The following is a 21691-nucleotide window of genomic DNA, read 5'->3' on the forward strand; positions in this document are numbered from 1 at the left end:
GTACCGCCCGGTTCACTGCGCCCGGCGGTACGGGATCGAGTCGCTGATGCGTTCGTCGATGTGTATCCCGCCGCCGAGCATCGGGAAGGCGCGCTGGGAGCAGTCCGGCCGCGGACACACCTTGCAGCCGACGCCGATCGGAACCACGGTCCGGTCCTCGGTGAGGTCGACGCCCGTCGAATAGATCAGTTCGTCGGCGTGCGCCAGATCGCAGCCCAGCCCGATCGCGAAGTCGGAGGGCGTTGCCAGGTGACCGCCCGAACCGGAGTCGATGGTCCGCGCCAGCCAGAAGTAGCTGCGGCCGTCCGGCATCTGAGACACCTGGGTCCGCACCCGGCCGGGCGTGGCGAAGGCGTCGTGCACCACCCACAGGGGGCAGCTGCCGCCGACGCGGGAGAAGTGGAACGCCGTGGCCGACTGCCGTTTGGAGATGTTGCCCGCCTTGTCGACCCGCACGAAGATGAACGGAACGCCCCGGTCGCCGGGTCGCTGCAGGGTGGACAGCCGGTGGCAGACGGTCTCGAAACCGACCTCGAACCGCCGGCTCAGCAGATCGACGTCGTACCGGAGTTCGCGCGCCGCCGCGGCGAACTCGGTGTAGGGCAGGACCAGCGCGCCCGCGAAATAGTTCGCGAGGCCCACGCGCGCCACGGGTACCGAGGCCTCGTCGAGGGTGTCCGCGGACGCCACGAGTGCATCGATGGCCGGGCGTTGCGCGAGGAGCGCGAGCTGAGTCGCGAGCTGAAAGGCACGCTGGCCCGCGGACAGCCGACGGGCCAGGGTCACCGTCGCCGACTCCGGGTCGTACACCCGCTTGGGTCCGGTGCCCCGGCCGGCGGGGGCGATTGCGACCCGGACGCCGAACCGGTCCGCCAGCAGTTCCGCCAACTGCAGATCCAGTCCGCCCACCGACAGACCCGCGTCGGCGAACAACCGCTCGGCCGCCAGATCGAGCTCGGCGATGTAGTTCCGACGGTCGTAGAAGTAGTCGCGGACCTGTTCGAACGGGGTGACGTGGGGGTCTGCGGATCCGTCACCGGACCGCGCTCGCAGCGTCTCCAGTTCGGCGGTCGCCGCGGCCAGCCGGCGATGCATGCCGACGAGGGCGCGTCCGAGTCCCGGCATGCGCGCCACCATCTCCGACACCTCGGTCCGACTGACCTTCTCGCCCTGCTCCAGGATCACGTCGGCCAGGTCTGCCGCGAGCCGGGCGTCGCCCGACGCCGCGAAGAAGTCCGGTGCCAGATCGAAGGCCGACGTGATCGTGAGCAGCACCGGAACGGTGATCGGGCGCTGATCGTTCTCGAGCTGGTTGACGTACGTGGTGGACAGGCTCAGCCGCCGGGCGAGCGCCGCCTGCGACAGCCCGAGTTCCTCGCGCAACCGGCGCAGCCGGGCACCCACGTATGTCTTGGCCATGCGGTCAACTGTATCGGCAGCAGGATCCGCAACATTCGCAATCTGCGTCGGTACGGTACGCAGAAATACGCATTTGCCAGGGCTTTCGGTGGGGACTCCGGTCTGCGTACGGTGCGAACATGATCAACCACGAAGTCCGCACCCGCCGCAGCGCCGAAGAGTTTCCGTTGAGCGAGCATCTCGCGTACAAAATCGCTCAGGTGGCCGCCGACCCCGTCGGTGTGCCCGACGAGACCGCCGAGATGATCGTCAACCGCATCATCGACAACGCGGCCGTGAGCGCCGCGTCGGTGGTGCGACGACCGGTCGTGAGCGCGCGCAGGCAGGCGCAGACCAGGCCGGTCGCCGGCGGCTCCACGGTCTTCGGCGTCGACGGCTCGTACGCACCGGAGTGGGCGGCCTGGGCCAACGGCGTCGCGGTGCGCGAACTGGACTTCCACGACACCTTCCTGGCCGCGGAGTACTCGCACCCCGGCGACAACATCCCCGCTCTGGTGGCGGTGGGGCAGCGAGTGGGCGCCGACGGCGCCGATCTGATCCGCGGACTGGCCACCGCGTACGAGATCCAGATTGATCTCGTGAAGGGCATGTGCCTGCATGAGCACAAGATCGACCACGTCGCGCACCTCGGTCCGTCGGTCGCGGCCGGTCTCGGCACCATGCTGCGGCTCGATGTGCCGACGATCTACCAGGCCGTCGGCCAGGCCTTGCACCTGACCACCGCCACGCGGCAGTCCCGCAAGGGACTCATCTCCAGTTGGAAGGCGTACGCCCCGGCCCATGCGGGCAAGATCGCGGTCGAGGCAGTCGACCGGGCGATGCGCGGGGAGGGGGCGCCGTCGCCGATCTGGGAGGGCGAAGACGGGGTGATCGCCTGGATGCTCGGTGGGCCCGAGGCGCGCTACACGGTGCCCCTGCCTGCGCCGGGTGAGGCCAAGCGGGCCATCCTGGACAGCTACACCAAGGAGCACTCGGCCGAGTACCAGAGCCAGGCGCCGATCGACCTGGCCCGGCGGATGCGCGACCGGGTCGGCGACCCTTCGCAGATCGCGTCGATCGTGCTGCACACCAGTCACCACACCCACTACGTGATCGGCACCGGGTCGAACGACCCGCAGAAGTTCGACCCGACCGCGAGCCGTGAGACGCTCGATCACTCGGTCATGTACATCTTCGCCGTCGCTCTCCAGGACGGCGAATGGGACCACGAACGCTCGTACGCGCCCGAGCGCGCCGCCCGCCCGGACACGGTGGAACTGTGGCGCAAGATCTCCACCGTCGAGGACCCGGAGTGGACGCGCCGCTACCACTCCACCGACCCGAACGAGAAGGCCTTCGGTGCGCGCGCGGTCATCACCCTCGCAAGCGGCGAGGTGATCGAGGACGAACTGGCCGTCGCCGACGCCCACCCGCTCGGCGCCCGTCCATTCGCCCGCGACCAGTATCTGGCGAAGTTCGCGCGCATGGCGCAGGGCGTGATCGACCCCGCCGAGCAGGAGCGCTTCACTGCTGCGGCGACCGGCCTCGCGGACCTGCCCGCCGGCGGTCTCGACACCCTCAACGTCCGCGTCCTGCCGGACGTGCTGGCGTCCACGCCCGAGACCGGGAAGGGAATCCTCTGAGATGACCGCCACTTCCGGAAGCGTCTTCTCCTCCGGCCGTAGCGACGCCGACAAGCGGCGCGGCCTGCGCGACGCCCTGAACTCCGGCGAACTCCAGCGCTGGCCGGGCGCGTTCTCACCGTTGGTGGCCACGATGGTGGCCGACGCCGGATTCGAGGGCGTGTACGTCTCGGGCGCCGCGCTGGCCGCCGATCTGGGGCTGCCCGACATCGGCCTCACCACCCTCACCGAGGTCGCCGCGCGCGGCGGAGCGATCGCGCGAGCCACCGACCTGCCGACGCTCATCGACGCCGACACCGGGTTCGGCGAGCCGATGAGCGCGGCCCGGACCGTCGCGACACTCGAGGACGCCGGGCTGGCCGGTTGTCACTTCGAGGACCAGGTGAACCCCAAGCGCTGCGGACACCTCGACGGCAAGGAAGTGGTCCCGGTCGACGACATGCTGCGCCGGCTGGGAGCCGCGGTCGGTGCGCGTCGGGACGAGAACTTCATCGTGTGCGCCCGTACCGACGCCCGGGGCGTCGAGGGTCTCGACGCGGCGATCGACCGGGCGAAGGCGTACGTCGACGCCGGAGCCGACCTCATCTTCACCGAGGCCCTGGCCACCGCGGCCGAGTTCGAGCGTTTCCGCGCGGCGATCGATGCGCCGCTGCTGGCGAACATGACCGAGTTCGGCAAGTCGGAACTGCTCACCGCCCAGCAACTCCGGGATCTCGGCTACAACGCGGTGATCTATCCGGTCACCACACTGCGTATCGCGATGGGCGCCGTCGAGGCCGGTCTCGGCGAACTCTCCGAGACCGGTACGCAGCGGGGCCTGCTCGAGCGGATGCAGCACCGGGCCCGCCTCTACGAGCTGCTTCGATACGCCGACTACAACACCTTCGACGATCAGCTGTTCACCTACACCCGACCGGGGGATCAGACATGACAGACACACCCACCGCGCAGACCGCTGCCGCTTCACCGAGCGGGACCGACGCCATCTACAAGGGATTGGCCGGCGTCGTCGTGGACACCACCGCGATCTCGAAAGTGGTCCCGGAGACCAACTCGCTCACCTATCGCGGCTATCCGGTGCAGGAACTCGCGGAGAAGTGCTCGATGGAGCAGGTCGCGTACCTGCTCTGGTACGGCGAGCTGCCGGGGGATCACCAGCTGCAACAGTTCACCCAGCGCGAGCGCGCCGCCCGGCGTCTGGACCGATCGGCACAGGCGGTGCTGGCCCGCACTCCCGAGACCTGCCACCCGATGGACGTGGTCCGGACGATGATCAGCTATCTCGGCACCGAGGACCCCGACGAGGACGTCGCCGCGCCCGCGTCACTGCTCGACAAGGCTCAGCGGATGTTCGCGGTGCTGCCCACCATCGTCGCCGCCGACCTGCGACGCAGGAGGGGGCTGGACCCGATCGCCCCGCACCACGGGCTCGGCTACGCGGAGAACTTTCTGAACATGTGCTTCGGAGAGGTGCCCGATCCGGTGGTCGTCCGGGCCTTCGAGAAGTCGATGGTGCTCTACGCCGAACACAGCTTCAACGCCTCCACCTTCGCTGCCCGCGTCGTGACCTCGACCGGATCGGACATCTACAGCGCGGTGACCGCGGCGATCGGCGCGTTGAAGGGACCGCTGCACGGCGGCGCCAACGAGGCCGTGATGCACGACATGATCGAGATCGACCGCCCCGAGCGGGCGCGCGCCTGGCTCGACGCGAAGCTGTCCGCCGGAGAGAAGGTGATGGGTTTCGGCCATCGCGTCTACAAGCGGGGAGACTCCCGGGTGCCCACCATGTACCGCGCGCTGCGGGAGGTCTCCGAACACCTCGGTCAATCCAGATGGCTCGCCGTCTACGCCGAGCTCGAAGAGGAGATGGTCTCGCGGACCGGGATCCGGCCGAACCTCGACTTCCCGACCGGACCGGCGTACTTCCTCATGGGTTTCGACATCCCGATGTTCACGCCGCTGTTCGTGATGAGCCGCATCACCGGGTGGACGGCCCACATCATCGAGCAGACCGAGTCGAACGCCCTGATCCGTCCGCTGTCCGCGTACTCGGGCCCGCAGCAGAGGTCCGTTCCGGCGTGAGCATCTCGAAGATCCTGGTCGCCAACCGAGGCGAGATCGCGGTCCGGGCCTTCCGTGCGGCCCGCGACCTCGGCCTCGGAACGGTGGCCGTGTTCCCGCACGAGGACCGCGGCGGCATCCACCGATTCAAGGCCGACGAGTCGTATCAGATCGGCACGCCCGGCCACCCGGTCAAGGCCTATCTGTCAGTCGACGAGGTGATCGGGGCGGCGCTGAGATCGGGGGCCGACGCGGTGTACCCGGGCTACGGCTTCCTCTCGGAGAACGCCGGACTGGCCCGCGCGTGCGACGAGAACGGACTCGTCTTCGTCGGACCGTCGGCCGCGGTGCTCGACCTCACCGGCGACAAGAAGCGCTCGGTTCAGGCCGCCCGCGAGGCGGGCCTGGCCGTGCTCGCCGGGTCGGCGCCGTCATCCGACCCCGACGAGCTGGTAGCGGCGGCGGCCGAGCTGACGTTCCCGGTATTCGTCAAGGCGGTGGCCGGCGGCGGGGGCCGCGGGATGCGAAGGGTGGAACGGATCGAGGATCTCGCCGATGCGGTGACGGCGGCGGGCCGGGAAGCCCATGCGGCATTCGGCGATCCCACGGTGTTCCTGGAGCAGGCGGTGGTGCGACCGCGACACATCGAGGTACAGATCCTGGCCGACGCCGGCGGTGACGTGGTGCACCTGTACGAGCGGGACTGCAGCCTGCAGCGGCGGCATCAGAAGGTCATCGAGATCGCGCCCGCCGTGGGCCTGGACCCCCAGGTGCGCAACCGCATCTGCCGCGACGCCGTCGCCTTCGCTCGGCATATCGGGTACACCTGTGCGGGCACCGTCGAGTTCCTGCTCGACGAACGCGGCCGGCACTACTTCATCGAGATGAACCCGCGGATTCAGGTGGAGCACACGATCACCGAAGAGGTGGTCGAGGTGGATCTGGTGTCGGCCCAGCTGCAGATCGCCGGCGGTGCCTCGCTCGCCGGGATGGGGCTGCACCAGGACGCGATCACCGTCCGCGGTGCGGCGCTGCAATGCCGCATCACCACCGAGGATCCCGCCGACGGCTTCCGGCCGCAGACCGGCCGCGTCCGCGACTACCGCGCGCCCGGCGGGGCGGGGGTCCGGCTCGACGGCGCCGCCGCTCTGGGCAGCGAGGTGACCGGCCACTTCGACTCGATGCTCGTCAAACTCACCTGCCGGGGCCGCGATTTCGCGACCGCGGCCGCGCGGGCCCGGCGGGCGCTGGCCGAGTTCTCGATCCGCGGCGTCACCACCAACATCGGGTTCCTCCGCGCGGTCCTGGAGAACGACGACTTCCTCGCGGGCGGGACCACCACCTCGTTCATCGACGACCACCCGGAACTGCTCACCGGGCACGCACCGGGCGACGACGTCGGCAAGCTGCTGGCGTATCTGGCCGACGTGACGGTGAACCGGCCGCACGGTGAGGCGCCGTCGACCGTCCGTCCCACCTCCAAACTGCCCGCCGTCCCGGCGAGCCTGCTGGCGCGGCCGCCCGCGGGCTCACGGCAGCGTCTGCTGAGTCTGGGGCCGGACCGGTTCGCCGAGTCGCTGCGGACTCAGTCCGCCGTCGCGATCACCGACACCACCTTCCGCGACGCCCATCAGTCGCTGCTCGCCACCCGGCTGCGCACCAGCGCCCTCGACGCCGTCGCACCGTACGTGGCGGCACTGACCCCGCAGCTGTGGTCGGTGGAGTGCTGGGGCGGTGCCACCTACGACGTAGCGCTCCGCTTCCTGAAGGAAGATCCCTGGGAGCGGCTCGAACGACTCCGGGAGGGGTTGCCGAACGTCTGCCTGCAGATGCTGCTCCGCGGTGCCAACACCGTGGGCTACACCCGGTATCCGGACGACGTGTGCCGCGGCTTCGTCGCGGAGGCGGCGGCCACGGGCATCGACGTGTTCCGGATCTTCGATGCGCTCAACAGCGTCGAAGCCATGCGGCCCGCCATCGACGCGGTACGCGAGACGGGGACGGCGGTGGCCGAGGTGGCGTTGAGCTACAGCGGCGACCTGTCGGATCCGAGTGAAGATCTGTACACCCTCGACTACTACGTGCGTCTGGCCGAGCAGGTGGTCGACGCCGGCGCCCACGTGCTCGCGATCAAGGACATGGCCGGTCTGCTTCGTCCGCGTGCCGCGACCGCCCTGGTCGGCGCGTTGCGCCGGGAGTTCGACATCCCGATCCACGTCCACACCCACGACACCGCGGGCGGTCAGGTCGCCACCTATCTCGCGGCGATCGCCGCGGGAGCAGACGCGGTCGACGCCGCCAGCGCTCCGCTGTCGGGCACCACCAGTCAGCCATCGCTCTCCGCGGTGGTGGCGGCGCTGGAGAACGGCGAACACGACACCGGGCTGGATCTTCGCAGCGTGTGCTCCCTGGAGCCCTACTGGGAGGCGGTGCGCCGCGTGTACGCGCCGTTCGAGTCCGGGGTGGGAGCCGCGACCGGACGCGTCTACGAACACGAGATCCCCGGGGGACAGCTGTCGAATCTGCGGCAGCAGGCCATCTCCCTCGGCGTCGGCCACCGCTTCGAGGAGGTGGAACGGGCCTACGCCGACGCCGACGCACTGTTGCGGCGGCCGATCAAGGTGACGCCGTCGTCGAAGGTGGTCGGCGATCTCGCCCTGGTGGCGCAGCAGATCACCGCTGCCGAGTTCGCCGCCGACCCCGCATCGCACGATGTCCCCGACTCGGTGATCGGCTTCCTCGCCGGCGATCTCGGAGAGCCCGCCGGCGGTTGGCCGGAACCGTTGCGCACGCAGGCCCTCGCGGGCCGGACCCACACGCCGCCGACCGCCGCCCTCGCGGCCGACGATCGCGAGGCGCTCACCCGATCCGGGCCGCGCAGGCGGCGGGTTCTGGACCGGCTGCTGTTCCCCGGTCCGGCGGCCGAGTTCGGCGACCATCGGGCGACGTTCGGCGACACCTCGCGGCTGTCGGCGACGGAGTTCTTCTACGGTCTGCGGCCCGGCGAGGAGCATCGCGTCCGACTGGGTCCCGGCACCGAGATGCTCGTCGGTCTCGAAGCGGTCGGCGAACCCGACGACCTCGGCCGCCGCACCGTGTTGTTCACGGTGAACGGGACACTGCGGCCGGTGCCGGCCCAGGACCGGTCGGTGGAGCCGTCGGCAGCTGTCGCCGAACGCGCCGACCGCAGTGATCCGCGCCAGATCGGAGCGCCTTTCGCCGGCGTCGTCACCGTCACCGTGGCCGAGGGCGACAGCGTCACCGCGGGATCGACCGTGGCGACGATCGAGGCGATGAAGTTGGAGGCCTCCATCACCGCGCCCGTCGGTGGGGTGGTCGAGCGGGTCGCCGTCGACGCGGTCGCCGAGGTGGCGCCCGGCGACCTGCTCGTGGTGATCGGTTAGCCGCCCTCGGGACGCCGCACCGGGTAGAGATGACGGCATGGAGATCACGCGGCAACTGGCACGGGAGCGGATCGGGAGCTGGGCCCGCCGGACCATCGACGACCCGGCGGGCAGGCTCCGGCACTCGGCGGTCGCCATCACCGTCGTCCGTCACGGCGGGGAGTACGGGATCTGGATCGCCCGGCGGCCGTCGTCCCTGCGCAACCACTCCAATCAGTTCGCGCTCCCGGGCGGACGCCTCGATCCCGGCGAGACGCCGACCCGGGCCGCGTTGCGCGAACTGCACGAGGAGATCGGGATCGAGCTCGGTGAGGAGACGGTGCTCGGCCTTCTCGACGACTACGAGACGCGGTCGGGCTATCTGATGACACCGGTGGTGTGCTGGGTGGACGACGACCCGCCCGTCCATCCGAGTCCGGCCGAGGTGGACAAGCTCTTCTTCGTGTCCTTCGACGAATTGCGCAGGCCGGCGGTGTTCAGCCGGATACCGGAGTCGCCGCGCACCCTGGTCGCGCTGAACATCGCGGGCGCCCGGATCCACGCGCCGACGGCCGCGGTCGTGTATCAGTTCGCCGAGGTGGTACTGGCCGGCCGGGACACCCGCGTTCACGATCTCGAACAGCCGGTGTTCGCCTGGCGCTGAGAACGCCGCGAGCGGGGCTACACCGCGAGCGGATGCTGGGTGCTGCCGTGGCTCGGCGGCCGGTGTGACGGATCGGGTTCGTGTGCACTCGTGAGGACGAAGGACTCCGCACTCGCGTACTCCCAGTCCTCGCGCCACGACTCCGGCGGGCGGGTCAGCAGTTCGCCCGGCGCGAGCCACTCGTAGATCTCCGCGTACGACTTCGATCTGTTCGGCCCCACCGTCCGCATCAGCATCGACGGGTGGAGATCGTCGAAGCTCGTCAGCCCCATCGACGCGACGAACTGCTTGGCGTTGTCGACGACGTGGCGCTGCAGGTTGTAGACCCGTTCGGTCTTGTCGGGCACGTCGAGTGCGCGGGCTCGCTTCGGATCCTGGGTGGCGACGCCGACCGGGCACTTGTTGGTGTGGCACTGCTGCGCCTGAATGCATCCGACGGCCATCATCATCGCCCTCGCCGCGAGGGTGAAATCGGCGCCCTGGATTACGCGCTTGACGATGTCGATGCCGTTGGTGATCTTGCCCGACGCGCCGATCCGGATCTGGTCGCGCAGACCGGTGCCGACCAGTGCGTTGTGTACCGTCATCAGGCCTTCGGTCAGCGGGGTCCCGACGTTGTCCTCGAATTCCACCGGCGCGGCCCCGGTGCCGCCCTCGGCCCCGTCGACGATGATGAAATCGGGTGCGATCCCGGTCTGGCGGATGGCCTTGCAGATGCCGAGGAGCTCACTGCGCGAACCGACGCACAGTTTGAAGCCGACCGGCTTGCCGCCCGACAGGTCGCGCAGACGGCCGATGAACTCGCACAGCCCGACGGGGGTGTGGAAAGCGTTGTGCGAGGGCGGTGAGACGACGGACCGCCCGGCGGGGACACCCCGAATCTGCGCGATCTCGGCCGTCACCTTGGGGCCGGGCATCACTCCGCCGAGACCGGGTTTGGCCCCCTGGGACAGCTTGATCGAAATGCACTTGACCTGCGGGTTCGATGCCTTGGCACGGAACTGCTCGGGGTCGAAGTGCCCGTCGGGGGTGCGGCAGCCGAAATAACCCGTGCCGATCTCCCAGATCAGATCGCCCCCGGGCCGCAGATGGTAGGAGCTGAGCCCACCCTCACCGGTGTCGTGTGCGAAGCCGCCTTTGGCGGCACCGCCGTTGAGTGCCAGGATCGCATTCGCCGACAGCGCGCCGAAGCTCATCGCGGACACGTTGTACATCGCCATGTCGTACGGCTGAGTGCACGCCGGCCCGCCGATCCGCACGGTGGGGGTCTCGTCGGTGGCGGAGTGCGCGACGATCGAGTGCCGCACGTACTCGTATCCGATCACCGTCGGATCGCGCTGGGTGCCGAACGGGTCGACGTCCTTGACGTCCTTGGCGCGTTCGTAGATCGTGGTGCGCGTCTCCCGGTCGAACGGGGTCCCGTCGGTGTCGCGTTCGATGAAGTACTGCTGGATCTCCGGCCGGATGCTCTCCATGAGGAAGCGGAAATGCCCGAGCACCGGATAGTTCCGCAGAATGCTGTGGCGGGCCTGCACCAGGTCGTACGTGCCGACCAGCGCGATGAAGGCGAGGACGCCGGTGACGAATAGCCACCACGGGGAGACCAGGACGAGCGTCGAGGACACCGCGGCGAGAACCCACGTCGCGGCAACAGCCAACCATCTGAGCATCGTCTCCACCTCTTGTCGCGGGAACCGCCGGTCGGGGAATCGGGCGGCTCCCACTGTAGTTCGGACGCGGCGGTACCGGAGGCAGGACGGGCCGCACCGGATCCATCGGTCACCGGTGAGCGGTGTCCGATGGATCCGGTCGCGATCAGGTGGCGGGCACCGTGGCCCGATCGGCGGCGATCTCCTCGCGGACCCGGCGGGCGGCGTCGACCATGTTCCGCAGCGCGGCGGTGACCTCGTCGGTGCGGCGGGTCTTGAGCCCGCAGTCGGGATTGACCCACAGCCGGTCGGCGCGCACCGCGTCGAGCGCTTCACGCAGCGACGCGGCCATCTCATCGGCGGCCGGCACGCGTGGCGAATGGATGTCGTAGACGCCCGGACCCACCTGGGCGGCGAAGCCTGCCGCGTCGAGGTCGTCGAGGACCTCCATATGGGAGCGCGCCGCCTCGATGGAGGTGACGTCCGCGTCGAGCGCGGCGATTGCACCGATCACCTCGCCGAACTCCGAGTAGCACAGATGCGTGTGGATCGCGGTGGCGTCGCCGACCCCGCCGGTGGCGATACGAAAGGCGGTCACCGCCCAGTCGAGGTACGCCGCGCGGTCGGCGGTCCGCAGCGGCAGCAGTTCGCGCAGTGCCGGTTCGTCGACCTGGATGATCGGTACCCCCGCGCGCTCGAGATCGGTGGTCTCGTCCCGGATCGCGAGAGCCACCTGACGCGCGGTCTCGGCGAGCGGCTGGTCGTCGCGGACGAACGACCACGCGAGGATCGTCACCGGGCCGGTGAGCATGCCCTTGACCGGCTTCTCGGTCAGGGACTGCGCGTAGGTGATCCAGCCGACCGTCATCGGCGACGACCGCCGGACGTCGCCGAACAGGATCGGCGGCCGGACGCAGCGTGACCCGTACGACTGGACCCAGCCGGCGGCCGTCGCGAAGAAGCCGTCGAGTTGTTCGGCGAAGTACTGGACCATGTCGTTCCGCTCGGGTTCCCCGTGGACGAGGACGTCCAGACCCACCTGCTCCTGCAGGGCGATCACCGCGGCGATCTCCTGCTCCATCCGGGACCGGTAGGCCGCCGAGTCGATGGTTCCGTTGCGCAGCGCGAGGCGCGCCTTGCGGATCTCGACCGTCTGCGGGTACGAGCCGATGGTCGTGGTCGGCAGGACGGGCAGGCCGAGCGCGGCGTCCTGCGCCTCACGGCGGTCGGGCGCGGGCGAGCGGGTCCAGTCGGCCGGAGTGAGCCCGGCGAGGCGTTCGCGGACCGCGGCGACGTGTACGCGCGGGTCCGCTGCCCGGGACGCCAGTGCCGCGCGCGCCGCCTCGAACCGGCACGCCTGGTCGTCCCGGCCGTGCGCCAGGGCCCGAGCGAGCGCGGCCACCTCGCCGAACTTCTCTTCGGCGAAGGCCAGCCATCCGTGCAGCACCGGGTCGAGTTCGAACTCGCCGCGCACGGTGTACGGGACGTGCAGTGTGGAACACGAGGTCGAGACCGCGAGGGCACCGGCGTGCGCGCGCAGCGACTCGAGCGCGGCCAGCGCCGCGTCGAGGTCGGTGCGCCAGACGTTGCGGCCGTCCACCACGCCGGCGACTACCAGTTTTCCGGTCAGATCGGCCGTGCGGACGGTGTTCGGAGAGCCGGTCACCAGGTCCACTCCGACGCCCTCCACCTCGGTCCGCGCCAGTGCCGCGAGACGGTCGCCCGCATCGCCGAAGTACGTCTGCACCAGGATCCGCGGGCGCGTCCGGACAGCCGACAGCACACCGTAGACGCGTTCGGCCAGGTCGGTGAGACCGTCGGCCTGATCGGTCACCAGCGTGGGTTCGTCGATCTGGACCCAGTCGACACCGGTCTGGGCCAGGCGGCCGAGGAGCTCGGTGTAGAGCGGCAGGAGATCGTCGATGCGGGTCAGCGGTGTCGGGCCGCCGTCGACCGCCTTGGCGAGCGCGAGGAAGGTGATCGGTCCGATCACCACGGGACGGGCGGGCACGCCCTGAGCCTGCGCCTGAGCGATCTCATCGAGGACTGTGCCCGGGTCGAGGGTGAACTCGGTGTCCGGACCGATCTCCGGAACCAGATAGTGGTAGTTGGTGTCGAACCACTTGGTCATCTCCAGCGGTGCGATGTCGGGGCCCGGGCCGCCGGCGGTGCCGCGGGCGGCGGCGAAGTAGCGGTCCAGCGGATCGTCGATCGCCGCCACTCGCGGTGGCAGCGCGCCGAGCATCACAGCGGTGTCGAGCACCTGGTCGTAGTACGAGAACGTGTTGACGGGCACCGAGTCGAAACCGGCGTCGATCAGTCTGCTCCAGCTGTCGCGGCGGATGCCCGTTGCGACCCGGGTGAGTGCGGCGGCGTCGATCCGGCCCGCCCAATAGGCTTCGACCGCGCGCTTGAGCTCCCGGTTGGCGCCGATCCGGGCGACGCCGGGGACGGTGGCCGTGAAGCCCGCCGAGTCGGTGGTTCTGGTGTCGGTGGTGATAGTCGTGTCATCGGACATGACGTGTTCTTCTCCTGCATGAGTAGTTCGAGCCGTCGCCATACCGGGCGCTGCGAACCGCAGTTCGTCAGTCGCCCGTTTCCTCGAGGCGGACAGCCACCGGGCGCGGATGCGCTCGATACATCCGGCAGGTCTTCGGGCTCGTCGGCGCGCGGGCCAGGAATGGAGCCCGCTTCTACTGGCCGTCGCTTCCCAGGCGCCGCCGCCGGTGAGCCGTGGCTCGGGCGGGGCGGTCCCAGTGCGTGTGACGGCGGTCGTTCCGACATACCGCTGCGGGTCAGCTCCGGAGTCTCACCGGATTCCCTCTTCGCGGGCGGTCGCTGCCGTCGGCAGCGAACTCGCGTCGACGCCCGGCGGGAAGCAGGGGCTCCATAGTGATCCCGGCCGGGCGAACCAGTTGCAGTTATCGATGGTAAAGGACCGGGTACCATTGGGCAGCATGGGATCCGGCGGTGATTTTAACTCCGGCGGACCGGCTCATCCGGTCGCTGGGATCATCCTCGTAGCCCGTGGAGACGAGCGGAATCCCGCAGGTGACGGCGATGTTCCGACAGAACAGCGACTGATGGCCTGCGTGTCAAGTCTGGGCGCCGGCGGCTGCAAGGACATCTATGTGGCGCTCGGCGCCCGCGTGGTTCCGGCGCCCGACACCTCGTCGACGACGCTCTATCTCCCCGAGTGGTACGACAGTCTCGACGCCTGCTCGAGTGCGGCGCTGAAGTTCGTCGATCAGCATCCGAGTCTGGCGGGGGCGGTGATCCAGACCCTCGACAGCCCGGATGCCGGTTCGATCGCCGTCGCACGCGTCATCGAGGCCGCCGCCGACTGCCCGACGAGTCTGTGCCGCGCGGCGTTCGGCGGCCGTCCCGCCCAACCCTTCTACCTGGGAGCCGAACGCGTTCGCGAGGCCATCGCGGAGCTGGGGGCGGGACTGCCTGCCGTGCGGTATCTCGTCGCGCACCGCGACGACATGGTGCTGGTCGACTGCACCGATCTCGGGAACCCCGCCGACTCGCCCCTCTGAGCGCCGGCCTGAATGCGCGGCGACCTGGATGCGCGGCGTCCGGGTCAGCGGCCCGGCAGTCCGGAGCGCAGAGCCGCCGCTTCGACGTCGAGCAGTGCGCTCGCGCAACGGGTGGCGGGATCGACCGCGGCCGCGAGCGCGGCGTCGTAGCCGTCGCGGGCGAGGCTGGCCACCGACCCGGCGGCGTCGACGCCGATCAGCGCCGCGAGTTCTCCGGTGGTGGGGACGCACACCGCCCACGTGAGACGCGACTCGTCGGCCCACGCGGCGTCGGCGGCTCGGATGTACTCGACCGGATCGCCGACGCCGAGGAGCTCGAGCGCGGGCACATCGGACAACCGCTCGTCGTGCCGCAGGGCGCGAAGATACCACGCACCGGCGTTGATCTCGACAGCTTCCATGACGGGTCCTTCTCGTTCGCTCACGAATCGGCCGGATCCGGGCGCGTGCACGGCTCCGAAAACGGGCTGTGCCGTTCCTCCTGACTCCACATCGGTCAGGCGGAACGGCACAGCCGGAGGTGTATCCGGTTCTACTTGATCTCGAGCAGCACCGTGCCCTGGGTGACCGCGGCACCGGCCTCGGCGGACAGGCTGGTGATGGTGCCGGCCTTGTGCGCAGTGACCGGGTTCTCCATCTTCATGGCCTCCAGGACCACGACCAGGTCGCCCTCGGCGACCTCGTCGCCCTCACCGACGGCCACCTTGACGACGGTGCCCTGCATCGGCGCGGTCACGGCGTCGCCGGAGGCAGCGGCGCCGCCGCCCTTCTTGCGCGTGCGCGACTTCGGCTTGCGGCGGATGGCGCCGTTGGTGCCGCCACCGCCGCCCAGGTTGAGATCGCCGGGCAGCGAGACCTCGACGCGGCGGCCGTCGACCTCGACGATGACCTTCTGGCGCTGGGTGTCGTCCTCGTCGTCGAGCGGCTCACCGCCGGTGAAGGGCTTGATCGGGTTGTCCCAATCGGTCTCGATCCACTTGGTGTAGACCTCGAAGCCCTCGACGCCGTTCTCGTCGGTGCTGCCGATGAAGGCGGGGTTCGACACGATGTGGCGGTGGAACGGGATCACGGTGGCGAGGCCGTCGACCTCGAACTCGGCCAGTGCGCGGCGGGCGCGCTCGAGTGCCTGGGTCCGGTTCTCGCCGGTGACGATCAGCTTGGCCAGCATCGAGTCGAACTGACCGCCGATGACGTCGCCCTGGCGGACGCCGGAGTCGACGCGGACGCCGGGGCCGGAGGGCTCGCGGTAGACGGTGATCGGGCCGGGCGCGGGCAGGAAGCCTCGCCCGGCGTCCTCACCGTTGATCCGGAACTCGAAGGAGTGACCACGCGGGGTCGGATCCTCGGTGATCTCCAGGGGCTTGCCCTCGGCGATGCGGAACTGCTGGCGCACCAGATCGATGCCCGAGGTCTCCTCGGTGACCGGGTGCTCCACCTGGAGTCGGGTGTTGACCTCGAGGAACGAGACGGTGTCACCCTGGACCAGGTACTCCACGGTGCCCGCGCCGTAGTAGCCGGCCTCGCGGCAGATGGCCTTCGCGGAGGAGTGGATGCGCGCCCGCTGCTCGTCGGTCAGGAAGGGAGCGGGGGCCTCCTCCACCAGCTTCTGGAACCGGCGCTGCAGCGAGCAGTCACGGGTTCCGGCGACGACGACGTTGCCGTGCTGGTCGGCGATGACCTGGGCCTCGACGTGTCGCGCCTTGTCGAGGTACTGCTCCACGAAGCACTCGCCGCGACCGAATGCCGCGACGGCCTCGCGGGTGGCCGACTCGAACAGCTCGGGGATCTCCTCGACGGTGTGCGCGACCTTCATGCCGCGGCCGCCGCCGCCGAAGGCGGCCTTGATCGCGACCGGGACGCCGTACTGCTTGGCGAACTCGACCACCTCGTCGGCGCCGGCGACGGGATCCTTGGTGCCGGCGGCCATCGGCGCCTTCGCGCGCTCGGCGATGTGGCGTGCGGTCACCTTGTCGCCGAGGTCACGGATGGCCGACGGGGGCGGGCCGATCCAGGTGAGACCGGCGTCGATCACGGCCTGTGCGAAGTCCGCATTCTCCGAGAGGAAGCCGTATCCGGGGTGGACTGCGTCAGCGCCGGACTTGGCGGCGGCGTCGAGGACCTTGTCGAACACCAGGTACGACTCGGCCGACGTCTGGCCGCCGAGTGCGAACGCCTCGTCCGCCAGCTGCACGAACAGTGCGTCGGCGTCCGGTTCGGCGTACACGGCGACACTGGCGATGCCTGCGTCCTTCGCGGCGCGAATCACGCGAACGGCGATCTCACCGCGGTTGGCGATGAGGACCTTCTTGATGGTCGTCTGACTGATCTCAGCGGAACTGGTCACTGGCACTCCTGTGGCACCACCGGTCAGGCGGTGCCGTTGTCGGGGACGGCTCTCACCATCCGGGGTCGACGGGCTGCGTCTCGCGCGGGATTCTCCCGCTCGTGGCGTCCTACACGTGGCTCGCATCAGACGGGCAACGTGATTTCCGCGACTCAGATTAACGCACCGATCAATTGCTCGGTACGACGCATCTCACGCAGGTCAAGAAAATTGTCTACCCGGCTTCGGCTGTACGCGCGAGTAGGTCCGCGAAACGGTCGAGGAAGACGGGAACATCACCTGCGGTTTCGGCGGGATAGCGAGCGTGCATCCGCAGGCCGCCGGGCGTCCGGTTGACCCACACGTAGACCTCGTCGTCGGCATAAGAATGGCTGCGCAGGACCCGTGCGGCACCGTCGTCGGCGGCCTGGGCACGCGGTGCCCCGCGCGTGTCCATGTACGAGACCACCGTATGCGGCGAGCCGGTGACGCCGATGAGATCCGCCACACGAAGGAACGGAAGCTCGCTTCCGTGCCGCGAAGCGCTCAGTTCCGCGGTGCTCCGCCGCGACGCCTCGGCGGGCGTGGGATCGTCGGAGACGTCGATCACCAGGGGCGCCAGACCGACGAACCAGCCCAGCGAGTGCAGCCACGAGCGGTCGGTCCGCGTATGCCGGGGCATGATCACGGCGAAGTCGTCGGCGCCGCTGGTCTCGCGGAAGGCCACCGCCATCGCTCCCAGGATCCCGCCCACCGGGGACGCGCCCGAGGCGGCGCAGAAGGCCTCGAAGCGGGTCGCGCCGGCGTCGTCGAGGAGCAACCGGGTGCGCGCGAGCTGGACCGGCCCGGTGCCCTCCTCGGCGGGCCCCGCCCGACCGGGGGTCAGCAGGGGGTTCGGTGGCAGTCGGCCGCCGAACCGGGCGACGAACTCGGCCCATGTGCGCACTGCGCGGTGCTCGGGGTCGGCGACGTCGGCGGCGCGGCGCTGGGCGTCGCTGAAGTCGAGGTAGCTGCCCGTGGGCTCGAGAGCCGGTGGACGACCCTCGCGGGCCGCCCGGTACAGCTCCGACAACTCGTGATGCGCATTGACCAGGGAGTAGCCGTCCACCAGCGAGTGGTCGGCGGCGAAGAACAGGGTGAAACTGTCCGGTCGCGCCACGGTCGCGAACCGGTACGCCGGCCAGTGCAGAGGGGCGGTCGCGCGGTCGAACGATCCCGCGATCTGCTCGAGGAGCAGCGGCGTCTCGGTGTACCAGCCGATGCGTGCCATCTTGACCCGGACGGTGTCGGGCTCGGTGGTGTAGCGCTCCGTGCGGTAGCGGGCGTCGCGGTCGGCCTTGAGCACCACGTGCGTCCGCAGCACCTCGTGGCGATTGATGTACGCCACCAGCGCGGAGCGGACCGAGGGCACCGACATCGGTTCGTCGAACTCGATCGCGAGCCCGAGCCACGATTCGCGGCCGCCCTCGCGATGCGTCAGCGCCCGGTACTCGAACGCCGACCGCAGATGCTCCTCGTGGTTGTGCGAGGTCTCGCGTACGTCTCGGCTCCAGCTGCCCAGACCGCCCGGCACAGCCGGAATCCACTCGACCAGGCCGCCGGGCTGAATCGGGGCGTCGAGGATCTGCAGAAAGTCCATTGCGCTGCGACGGCGTTCAGCGGGAGGTCTGCTCGCGCACCTGACGCTTGATCCGCGTCAGCATGCCCGCCATCCCGTTGAGACGCAGCGGACTGATCACCGACGACAGACCCAGCTCGTGGAAGAAGTCGTCGGGCACCGCGGTGATCTCCGAAGCACTGGCGCCGTCGAGCCCCTCGTGCAGGATGGAGGCGAAACCCCGGGTGGTGGGTGCCTCGGGCGGAGCGCTGAAGTACAGGCGCACGGCCTCGGCGTCCGAGGCGTCCACAGACAGGAAGATCGGCGACTGGCACTCGGGAACCGGCTCCATCGACTCGGGCTTCAGCGACTCGGGCAGCTCGGGGAGCTCGCGGGAGAACTCGAGCAGCAGAGTGACCTTGTCCGAATCCGCCAGATCGGCGAAATCCGAGACGATCTCGGCGAGAGGGGCGGGCAGCGTCATGGAACTGTTTCCGGCGTCAGTCGGCGACGCCCGTGCCCGGCTCGTCGCCGACGGCGATCGGAACCCGGACGCGGTTGCCCCATTCGGTCCAGGAGCCGTCGTAGTTGCGGACGTTCTCGAAGCCGAGAAGATGGGTCAGCACGAACCAGGTGTGGCTCGACCGCTCGCCGATCCGGCAGTACGCGATGGTCGGGGTGGCCGGGTCGAGACCGGCGTACACGTCTTCCAATTCGGCCCGGCTGCGGAACCGGCTGTCGGGGGCGGCGGCCTTGGCCCACGGGATCGAGACGGCGGTGGGGATGTGACCGCCGCGCAGCGCACCCTCCTGCGGGTAATCGGGCATGTGCGTGCGTTCGCCCGTGTACTCCTGCGGCGAGCGCACGTCGATCAGCGGAGTCGAACCGATCTCGGACAGCACGTCCTCGGCGAAGGCGCGGATCTTGGAGTCGTCGCGCTCCACGACCGGATAGTCGGTCGGGCGGTAGACCGGGACGTCGAAGGAGGTCTCGCGCTGTTCGTCCATCCACGCGTCGCGGCCGCCGTCGAGGAGCCGGACGTCCTCATGGCCGAAGAGCGTGAAGACCCAGAGGGCGTACGCGGCCCACCAGTTGCTCTTGTCTCCGTAGATCACGACCGTGTCGTCGCGGGAGATCCCCTTCTCGCTCATCAGCTTCGCGAACTGCTCGCCGTTGATGTAGTCGCGGGTGACCGGATCGTTGAGGTGAAGGTGCCAGTCCACCTTCTGGGCGGTGGGAATGTGGCCGATGTCGTAGAGGAGCACGTCCTCGTCCGACTCGATGATCTTCAATCCGGGCGCGCCGAGGTGCGCGGACAACCACTCGGTCGTCACCAAGCGCTCCGGATGTGCGTATGCGGAGAAAGCCGGATTCGGATCGAATTCCACAGTCACTGAGGGTCTCCCGCCTCTGCTGATGTCGGAGGCGACCGGAACCGGCCGCGGATACAAGCATACGGACGACCGCGCCGAGGCGTTTCGCCGGACCGGTCTCAAGTTCGTTCCGATCCGCGGTCCGGCCTGCGCAATCGTCCGAATGACGTCGGGCACGTCGCCGGGGGCGACGGTGTTAGCGTTCCCGTCATGCCGAGAAGGGGATCGGGGCGCGGGCTCCGGACAGTGGTGGGTACGGCCCTGGCGGTCGTGGCCGCGCTGACGATGAGCGCATGCGGGGTGGACGGAACGGCGCATCGCGCGGCGCCCACGCCACCCGCGCACTGTTCGGCCGCTCGGTGTCCGGAACTGGCCGCCGTCTCGGCTGAGCGGCTGGCGGCCTCCGGGGTCGACGAGACGAATCAGTCGACCGCGGTCCCGGCGTACATGTCGGCGGTGCTCGACGACTTGGACTCGGTGTGGCAGGACTGGTTCGCCCAGTTGGCGATCGAGGGGTCGACGGCGGGCCGGGTGCTGATCGCCCCGGGCGATGCCTTCCACAGCGCGTGCCTGGACTCGGGTGAACTGCCCGACGGAATCCCGAGCGATTTCCCGAACGCCTTCTTCTGCCCGCTCGACCGCCGGCCGGACGGCGGCGGCACCGACAGGCAGGGGTCGGTGATCCTGCCCGTGCAGACCTTCGCCGACATCTGGAACGGCAAGCTCATGGGCTCGTCCGGCATCATGCTCGGTGACTTCACCGCGGCCACCATCATGGCCCACGAATACGGCCACAACGTCGTGTACCGCCTCGCGAAGGCGTACGGCATGGGCGACGCGGCCGGGCCGCCCGGAGACGACCGCGAGTTGATCGCCGACTGTTTCGCGGGCAACTGGGCGGCCACCGTCTTCGAGCGCAAAGACCTGTCATTCACGTCGATGCTGCAGGCCGCAGCGCTGATCGTCAGTGTCGGCGACGCCGCGCCCGGGCAGGGCCACGGAACCTCCGTAGCGCGGGCGCGGGCCCTCTGGCGCGGATTCACCGACAACCTCAGACGGCAGGGACAGCCCGGCGACTGCCTCAAGGCGTACTGGCCCGCCGTACTCCGGCAGTGAGGTCTCAGCGCTCGGCGGACCACAGGTCGGCGACGTCGACGCCGACCTGCGTCAGCAGGCGCCGGACCAGCGGCAGGCTGATGCCGATCACCGACGACGGGTCGCCGTCGATGCCGTCGATCAGCCAGCCGCCGATCCCGTCGAGAGTGAACGCGCCCGCGACCTCGAGCGGCTCGCCGGTCGCCGCGTAGCGTTCGATGACCTCGTCGGAGACGTCGGAGAAGAATATCGCCGTCGACTGACTGTGACTGGCGGACGCGACGACCTCGCCGTCACGCAGGCGCCGCACGCAGTGTCCGGTGATGAGATGACCGGTGGTCCCGCGCATCCGTCTCCACCGCTCGGCGGCGGCCGCCGCAGTGTGCGGTTTGCCCGCGAGCGACCCGCCGGTGAGCAGCATCGAATCGCAGGTCACGACCACGCCGTCGGTCGCCGCACCCGCCGCCTGCGGTGCGCCGTCACCGAGGACGGCGGCGACCACCGCGTCGGCCTTCGCCTCGGCCAGCCGGGTGACGATCTGCGCGGGCGGGGCGCCCGCCAGCTCGTCGAGCAGGGCGTCCTCGTCCACGTCTGACACGACGACCGCCGGCCGCAGTCCGGCGTCTCGCAGCACGCGCAGGCGTGCGGGCGAGGCCGAACCGAGGACGACGGTCGTCGCGGTGGAACGGTGTGCGGGGCTCACCAGCCGCCGCGGTTGGTGAAGCTGCCGGGCTGGCCCCAGTTCACCCGGAACATGTCGACGGGGCGGCCCCAGTCGTTCCGGATCTGCGGTCCGGTGTCGGCGGTGCCGCCGCTCGCCGCGGCGAAGACACCGACCAGGGCGGCCAGTTCCGCGTCGGTCGGCTTGCCGTCGACGATGGTCAGGAACGGGCGGGCGGGCTGCTCTTGGCTGCCCGCCGAGGTGACGTCGTCACTCATGTCGTCGCCTTTCTGGATCGG

The 21691-nt window shown here is 69.8% G+C and carries 17 protein-coding genes and 1 riboswitch; of the genes, 7 read left to right on the top strand and 10 right to left on the bottom strand.

The window, feature by feature from the left end:
- Window positions 1-12: 12 nt before the first annotated feature.
- A complete protein-coding gene (locus ACZ5QD_RS02085; RefSeq protein WP_464367078.1) occupies window positions 13-1419 on the bottom strand; it encodes a short-chain fatty acyl-CoA regulator family protein in 1407 nt (468 codons plus the stop codon).
- A gap of 119 nt (window positions 1420-1538) precedes the next feature.
- On the opposite strand from ACZ5QD_RS02085, the gene prpD reads away from it, so the two are divergent.
- The 5 genes from prpD to ACZ5QD_RS02110 are packed head-to-tail and all read left to right on the top strand — an operon-like array spanning window position 1539 to window position 9152.
- Entirely contained in the window at window positions 1539-3041 is a 1503-nt protein-coding gene (gene prpD / locus ACZ5QD_RS02090) for a 2-methylcitrate dehydratase PrpD (protein WP_412475620.1), read from the top strand.
- A 1-nt stretch (window position 3042) separates the two neighbouring features.
- Window positions 3043-3972, top strand: a complete 930-nt coding sequence (gene prpB, locus ACZ5QD_RS02095; protein WP_412475621.1) for a methylisocitrate lyase — start codon at window positions 3043-3045, stop codon at window positions 3970-3972.
- A complete protein-coding gene (locus ACZ5QD_RS02100) occupies window positions 3969-5126 on the top strand; it encodes a bifunctional 2-methylcitrate synthase/citrate synthase (RefSeq protein ID WP_464367079.1) in 1158 nt (385 codons plus the stop codon). The genes prpB and ACZ5QD_RS02100 overlap by 4 nt, the downstream gene beginning before the upstream one ends.
- Entirely contained in the window at window positions 5123-8509 is a 3387-nt protein-coding gene (locus tag ACZ5QD_RS02105) for a pyruvate carboxylase (protein ID WP_464367080.1), read from the top strand. The genes ACZ5QD_RS02100 and ACZ5QD_RS02105 overlap by 4 nt, the downstream gene beginning before the upstream one ends.
- A gap of 37 nt (window positions 8510-8546) precedes the next feature.
- Window positions 8547-9152 (top strand): NUDIX hydrolase, encoded by a 606-nt coding sequence (locus tag ACZ5QD_RS02110; protein WP_278126774.1) that lies wholly within the window; start codon window positions 8547-8549, stop codon window positions 9150-9152.
- A 17-nt stretch (window positions 9153-9169) separates the two neighbouring features.
- Here the strand turns inward: ACZ5QD_RS02110 and ACZ5QD_RS02115 are convergent, their stop codons facing one another.
- Together ACZ5QD_RS02115 and metE are read right to left on the bottom strand one after the other, a co-directional pair.
- Window positions 9170-10822 (bottom strand): FMN-binding glutamate synthase family protein, encoded by a 1653-nt coding sequence (locus ACZ5QD_RS02115; RefSeq protein WP_006896489.1) that lies wholly within the window; start codon window positions 10820-10822, stop codon window positions 9170-9172.
- 145 nt (window positions 10823-10967) lie between these two features.
- A complete protein-coding gene (gene metE / locus ACZ5QD_RS02120; protein ID WP_464367081.1) occupies window positions 10968-13319 on the bottom strand; it encodes a 5-methyltetrahydropteroyltriglutamate--homocysteine S-methyltransferase in 2352 nt (783 codons plus the stop codon).
- Window positions 13320-13428: 109 nt separating this feature from the next.
- Window positions 13429-13662, bottom strand: a riboswitch (cobalamin riboswitch).
- 231 nt (window positions 13663-13893) lie between these two features.
- On the opposite strand from metE, the gene ACZ5QD_RS02125 reads away from it, so the two are divergent.
- Entirely contained in the window at window positions 13894-14343 is a 450-nt protein-coding gene (locus ACZ5QD_RS02125; protein WP_231650343.1) for a hypothetical protein, read from the top strand.
- 44 nt (window positions 14344-14387) lie between these two features.
- On the opposite strand, the gene ACZ5QD_RS02130 is transcribed toward ACZ5QD_RS02125, so the two are convergent.
- From ACZ5QD_RS02130 to ACZ5QD_RS02150, 5 genes are all read right to left on the bottom strand, one after another.
- Window positions 14388-14744 carry a hypothetical protein gene (locus ACZ5QD_RS02130; RefSeq protein WP_464367082.1) on the bottom strand — a complete coding sequence of 119 codons (357 nt, stop codon included), beginning with the start codon at window positions 14742-14744 and terminating at the stop codon, window positions 14388-14390.
- Window positions 14745-14875: 131 nt separating this feature from the next.
- Window positions 14876-16687, bottom strand: coding sequence for an acetyl/propionyl/methylcrotonyl-CoA carboxylase subunit alpha (locus tag ACZ5QD_RS02135; RefSeq protein ID WP_222111024.1), 1812 nt, complete (start codon window positions 16685-16687; stop codon window positions 14876-14878).
- A gap of 214 nt (window positions 16688-16901) precedes the next feature.
- Window positions 16902-18305, bottom strand: a complete 1404-nt coding sequence (locus tag ACZ5QD_RS02140) for a condensation domain-containing protein (RefSeq protein WP_006896484.1) — start codon at window positions 18303-18305, stop codon at window positions 16902-16904.
- A 16-nt stretch (window positions 18306-18321) separates the two neighbouring features.
- On the bottom strand, window positions 18322-18747 hold the full coding sequence (locus ACZ5QD_RS02145) for a SufE family protein (RefSeq protein WP_006896483.1): 426 nt from the start codon (window positions 18745-18747) through the stop codon (window positions 18322-18324).
- A 16-nt stretch (window positions 18748-18763) separates the two neighbouring features.
- Window positions 18764-19657 carry a sulfurtransferase gene (locus tag ACZ5QD_RS02150; protein ID WP_006896482.1) on the bottom strand — a complete coding sequence of 298 codons (894 nt, stop codon included), beginning with the start codon at window positions 19655-19657 and terminating at the stop codon, window positions 18764-18766.
- A gap of 189 nt (window positions 19658-19846) precedes the next feature.
- Here ACZ5QD_RS02150 and ACZ5QD_RS02155 point away from each other — a divergent pair, with 189 nt between their 5' ends.
- Window positions 19847-20752 carry a neutral zinc metallopeptidase gene (locus tag ACZ5QD_RS02155; RefSeq protein ID WP_346075779.1) on the top strand — a complete coding sequence of 302 codons (906 nt, stop codon included), beginning with the start codon at window positions 19847-19849 and terminating at the stop codon, window positions 20750-20752.
- 4 nt (window positions 20753-20756) lie between these two features.
- On the opposite strand, the gene ACZ5QD_RS02160 is transcribed toward ACZ5QD_RS02155, so the two are convergent.
- Both ACZ5QD_RS02160 and ACZ5QD_RS02165 read right to left on the bottom strand, forming a co-directional pair.
- On the bottom strand, window positions 20757-21434 hold the full coding sequence (locus ACZ5QD_RS02160; protein ID WP_346075777.1) for a Maf family protein: 678 nt from the start codon (window positions 21432-21434) through the stop codon (window positions 20757-20759).
- Window positions 21431-21670 (bottom strand): acyl-CoA carboxylase subunit epsilon, encoded by a 240-nt coding sequence (locus ACZ5QD_RS02165; RefSeq protein ID WP_006896479.1) that lies wholly within the window; start codon window positions 21668-21670, stop codon window positions 21431-21433. The genes ACZ5QD_RS02160 and ACZ5QD_RS02165 overlap by 4 nt, the downstream gene beginning before the upstream one ends.
- Window positions 21671-21691: the final 21 nt, after the last annotated feature.

Source organism: Gordonia sp. J1A, assembly GCF_055393515.1.

Bases quoted from the DNA above. Each gene is read 5' to 3' on its own strand.
- ACZ5QD_RS02085 (WP_464367078.1), bottom strand. From the start codon at position 1,419: ATGGCCAAGACATACGTGGGTGCCCGGCTGCGCCGGTTGCGCGAGGAA.
- prpD (WP_412475620.1), top strand. From the start codon at position 1,539: ATGATCAACCACGAAGTCCGCACCCGCCGCAGCGCCGAAGAGTTTCCG.
- prpB (WP_412475621.1), top strand. From the start codon at position 3,043: ATGACCGCCACTTCCGGAAGCGTCTTCTCCTCCGGCCGTAGCGACGCC.
- ACZ5QD_RS02100 (WP_464367079.1), top strand. From the start codon at position 3,969: ATGACAGACACACCCACCGCGCAGACCGCTGCCGCTTCACCGAGCGGG.
- ACZ5QD_RS02110 (WP_278126774.1), top strand. From the start codon at position 8,547: ATGGAGATCACGCGGCAACTGGCACGGGAGCGGATCGGGAGCTGGGCC.
- ACZ5QD_RS02115 (WP_006896489.1), bottom strand. From the start codon at position 10,822: ATGCTCAGATGGTTGGCTGTTGCCGCGACGTGGGTTCTCGCCGCGGTG.
- metE (WP_464367081.1), bottom strand. From the start codon at position 13,319: ATGTCCGATGACACGACTATCACCACCGACACCAGAACCACCGACTCG.
- ACZ5QD_RS02130 (WP_464367082.1), bottom strand. From the start codon at position 14,744: ATGGAAGCTGTCGAGATCAACGCCGGTGCGTGGTATCTTCGCGCCCTG.
- ACZ5QD_RS02140 (WP_006896484.1), bottom strand. From the start codon at position 18,305: ATGGACTTTCTGCAGATCCTCGACGCCCCGATTCAGCCCGGCGGCCTG.
- ACZ5QD_RS02145 (WP_006896483.1), bottom strand. From the start codon at position 18,747: ATGACGCTGCCCGCCCCTCTCGCCGAGATCGTCTCGGATTTCGCCGAT.
- ACZ5QD_RS02155 (WP_346075779.1), top strand. From the start codon at position 19,847: ATGCCGAGAAGGGGATCGGGGCGCGGGCTCCGGACAGTGGTGGGTACG.
- ACZ5QD_RS02165 (WP_006896479.1), bottom strand. From the start codon at position 21,670: ATGAGTGACGACGTCACCTCGGCGGGCAGCCAAGAGCAGCCCGCCCGC.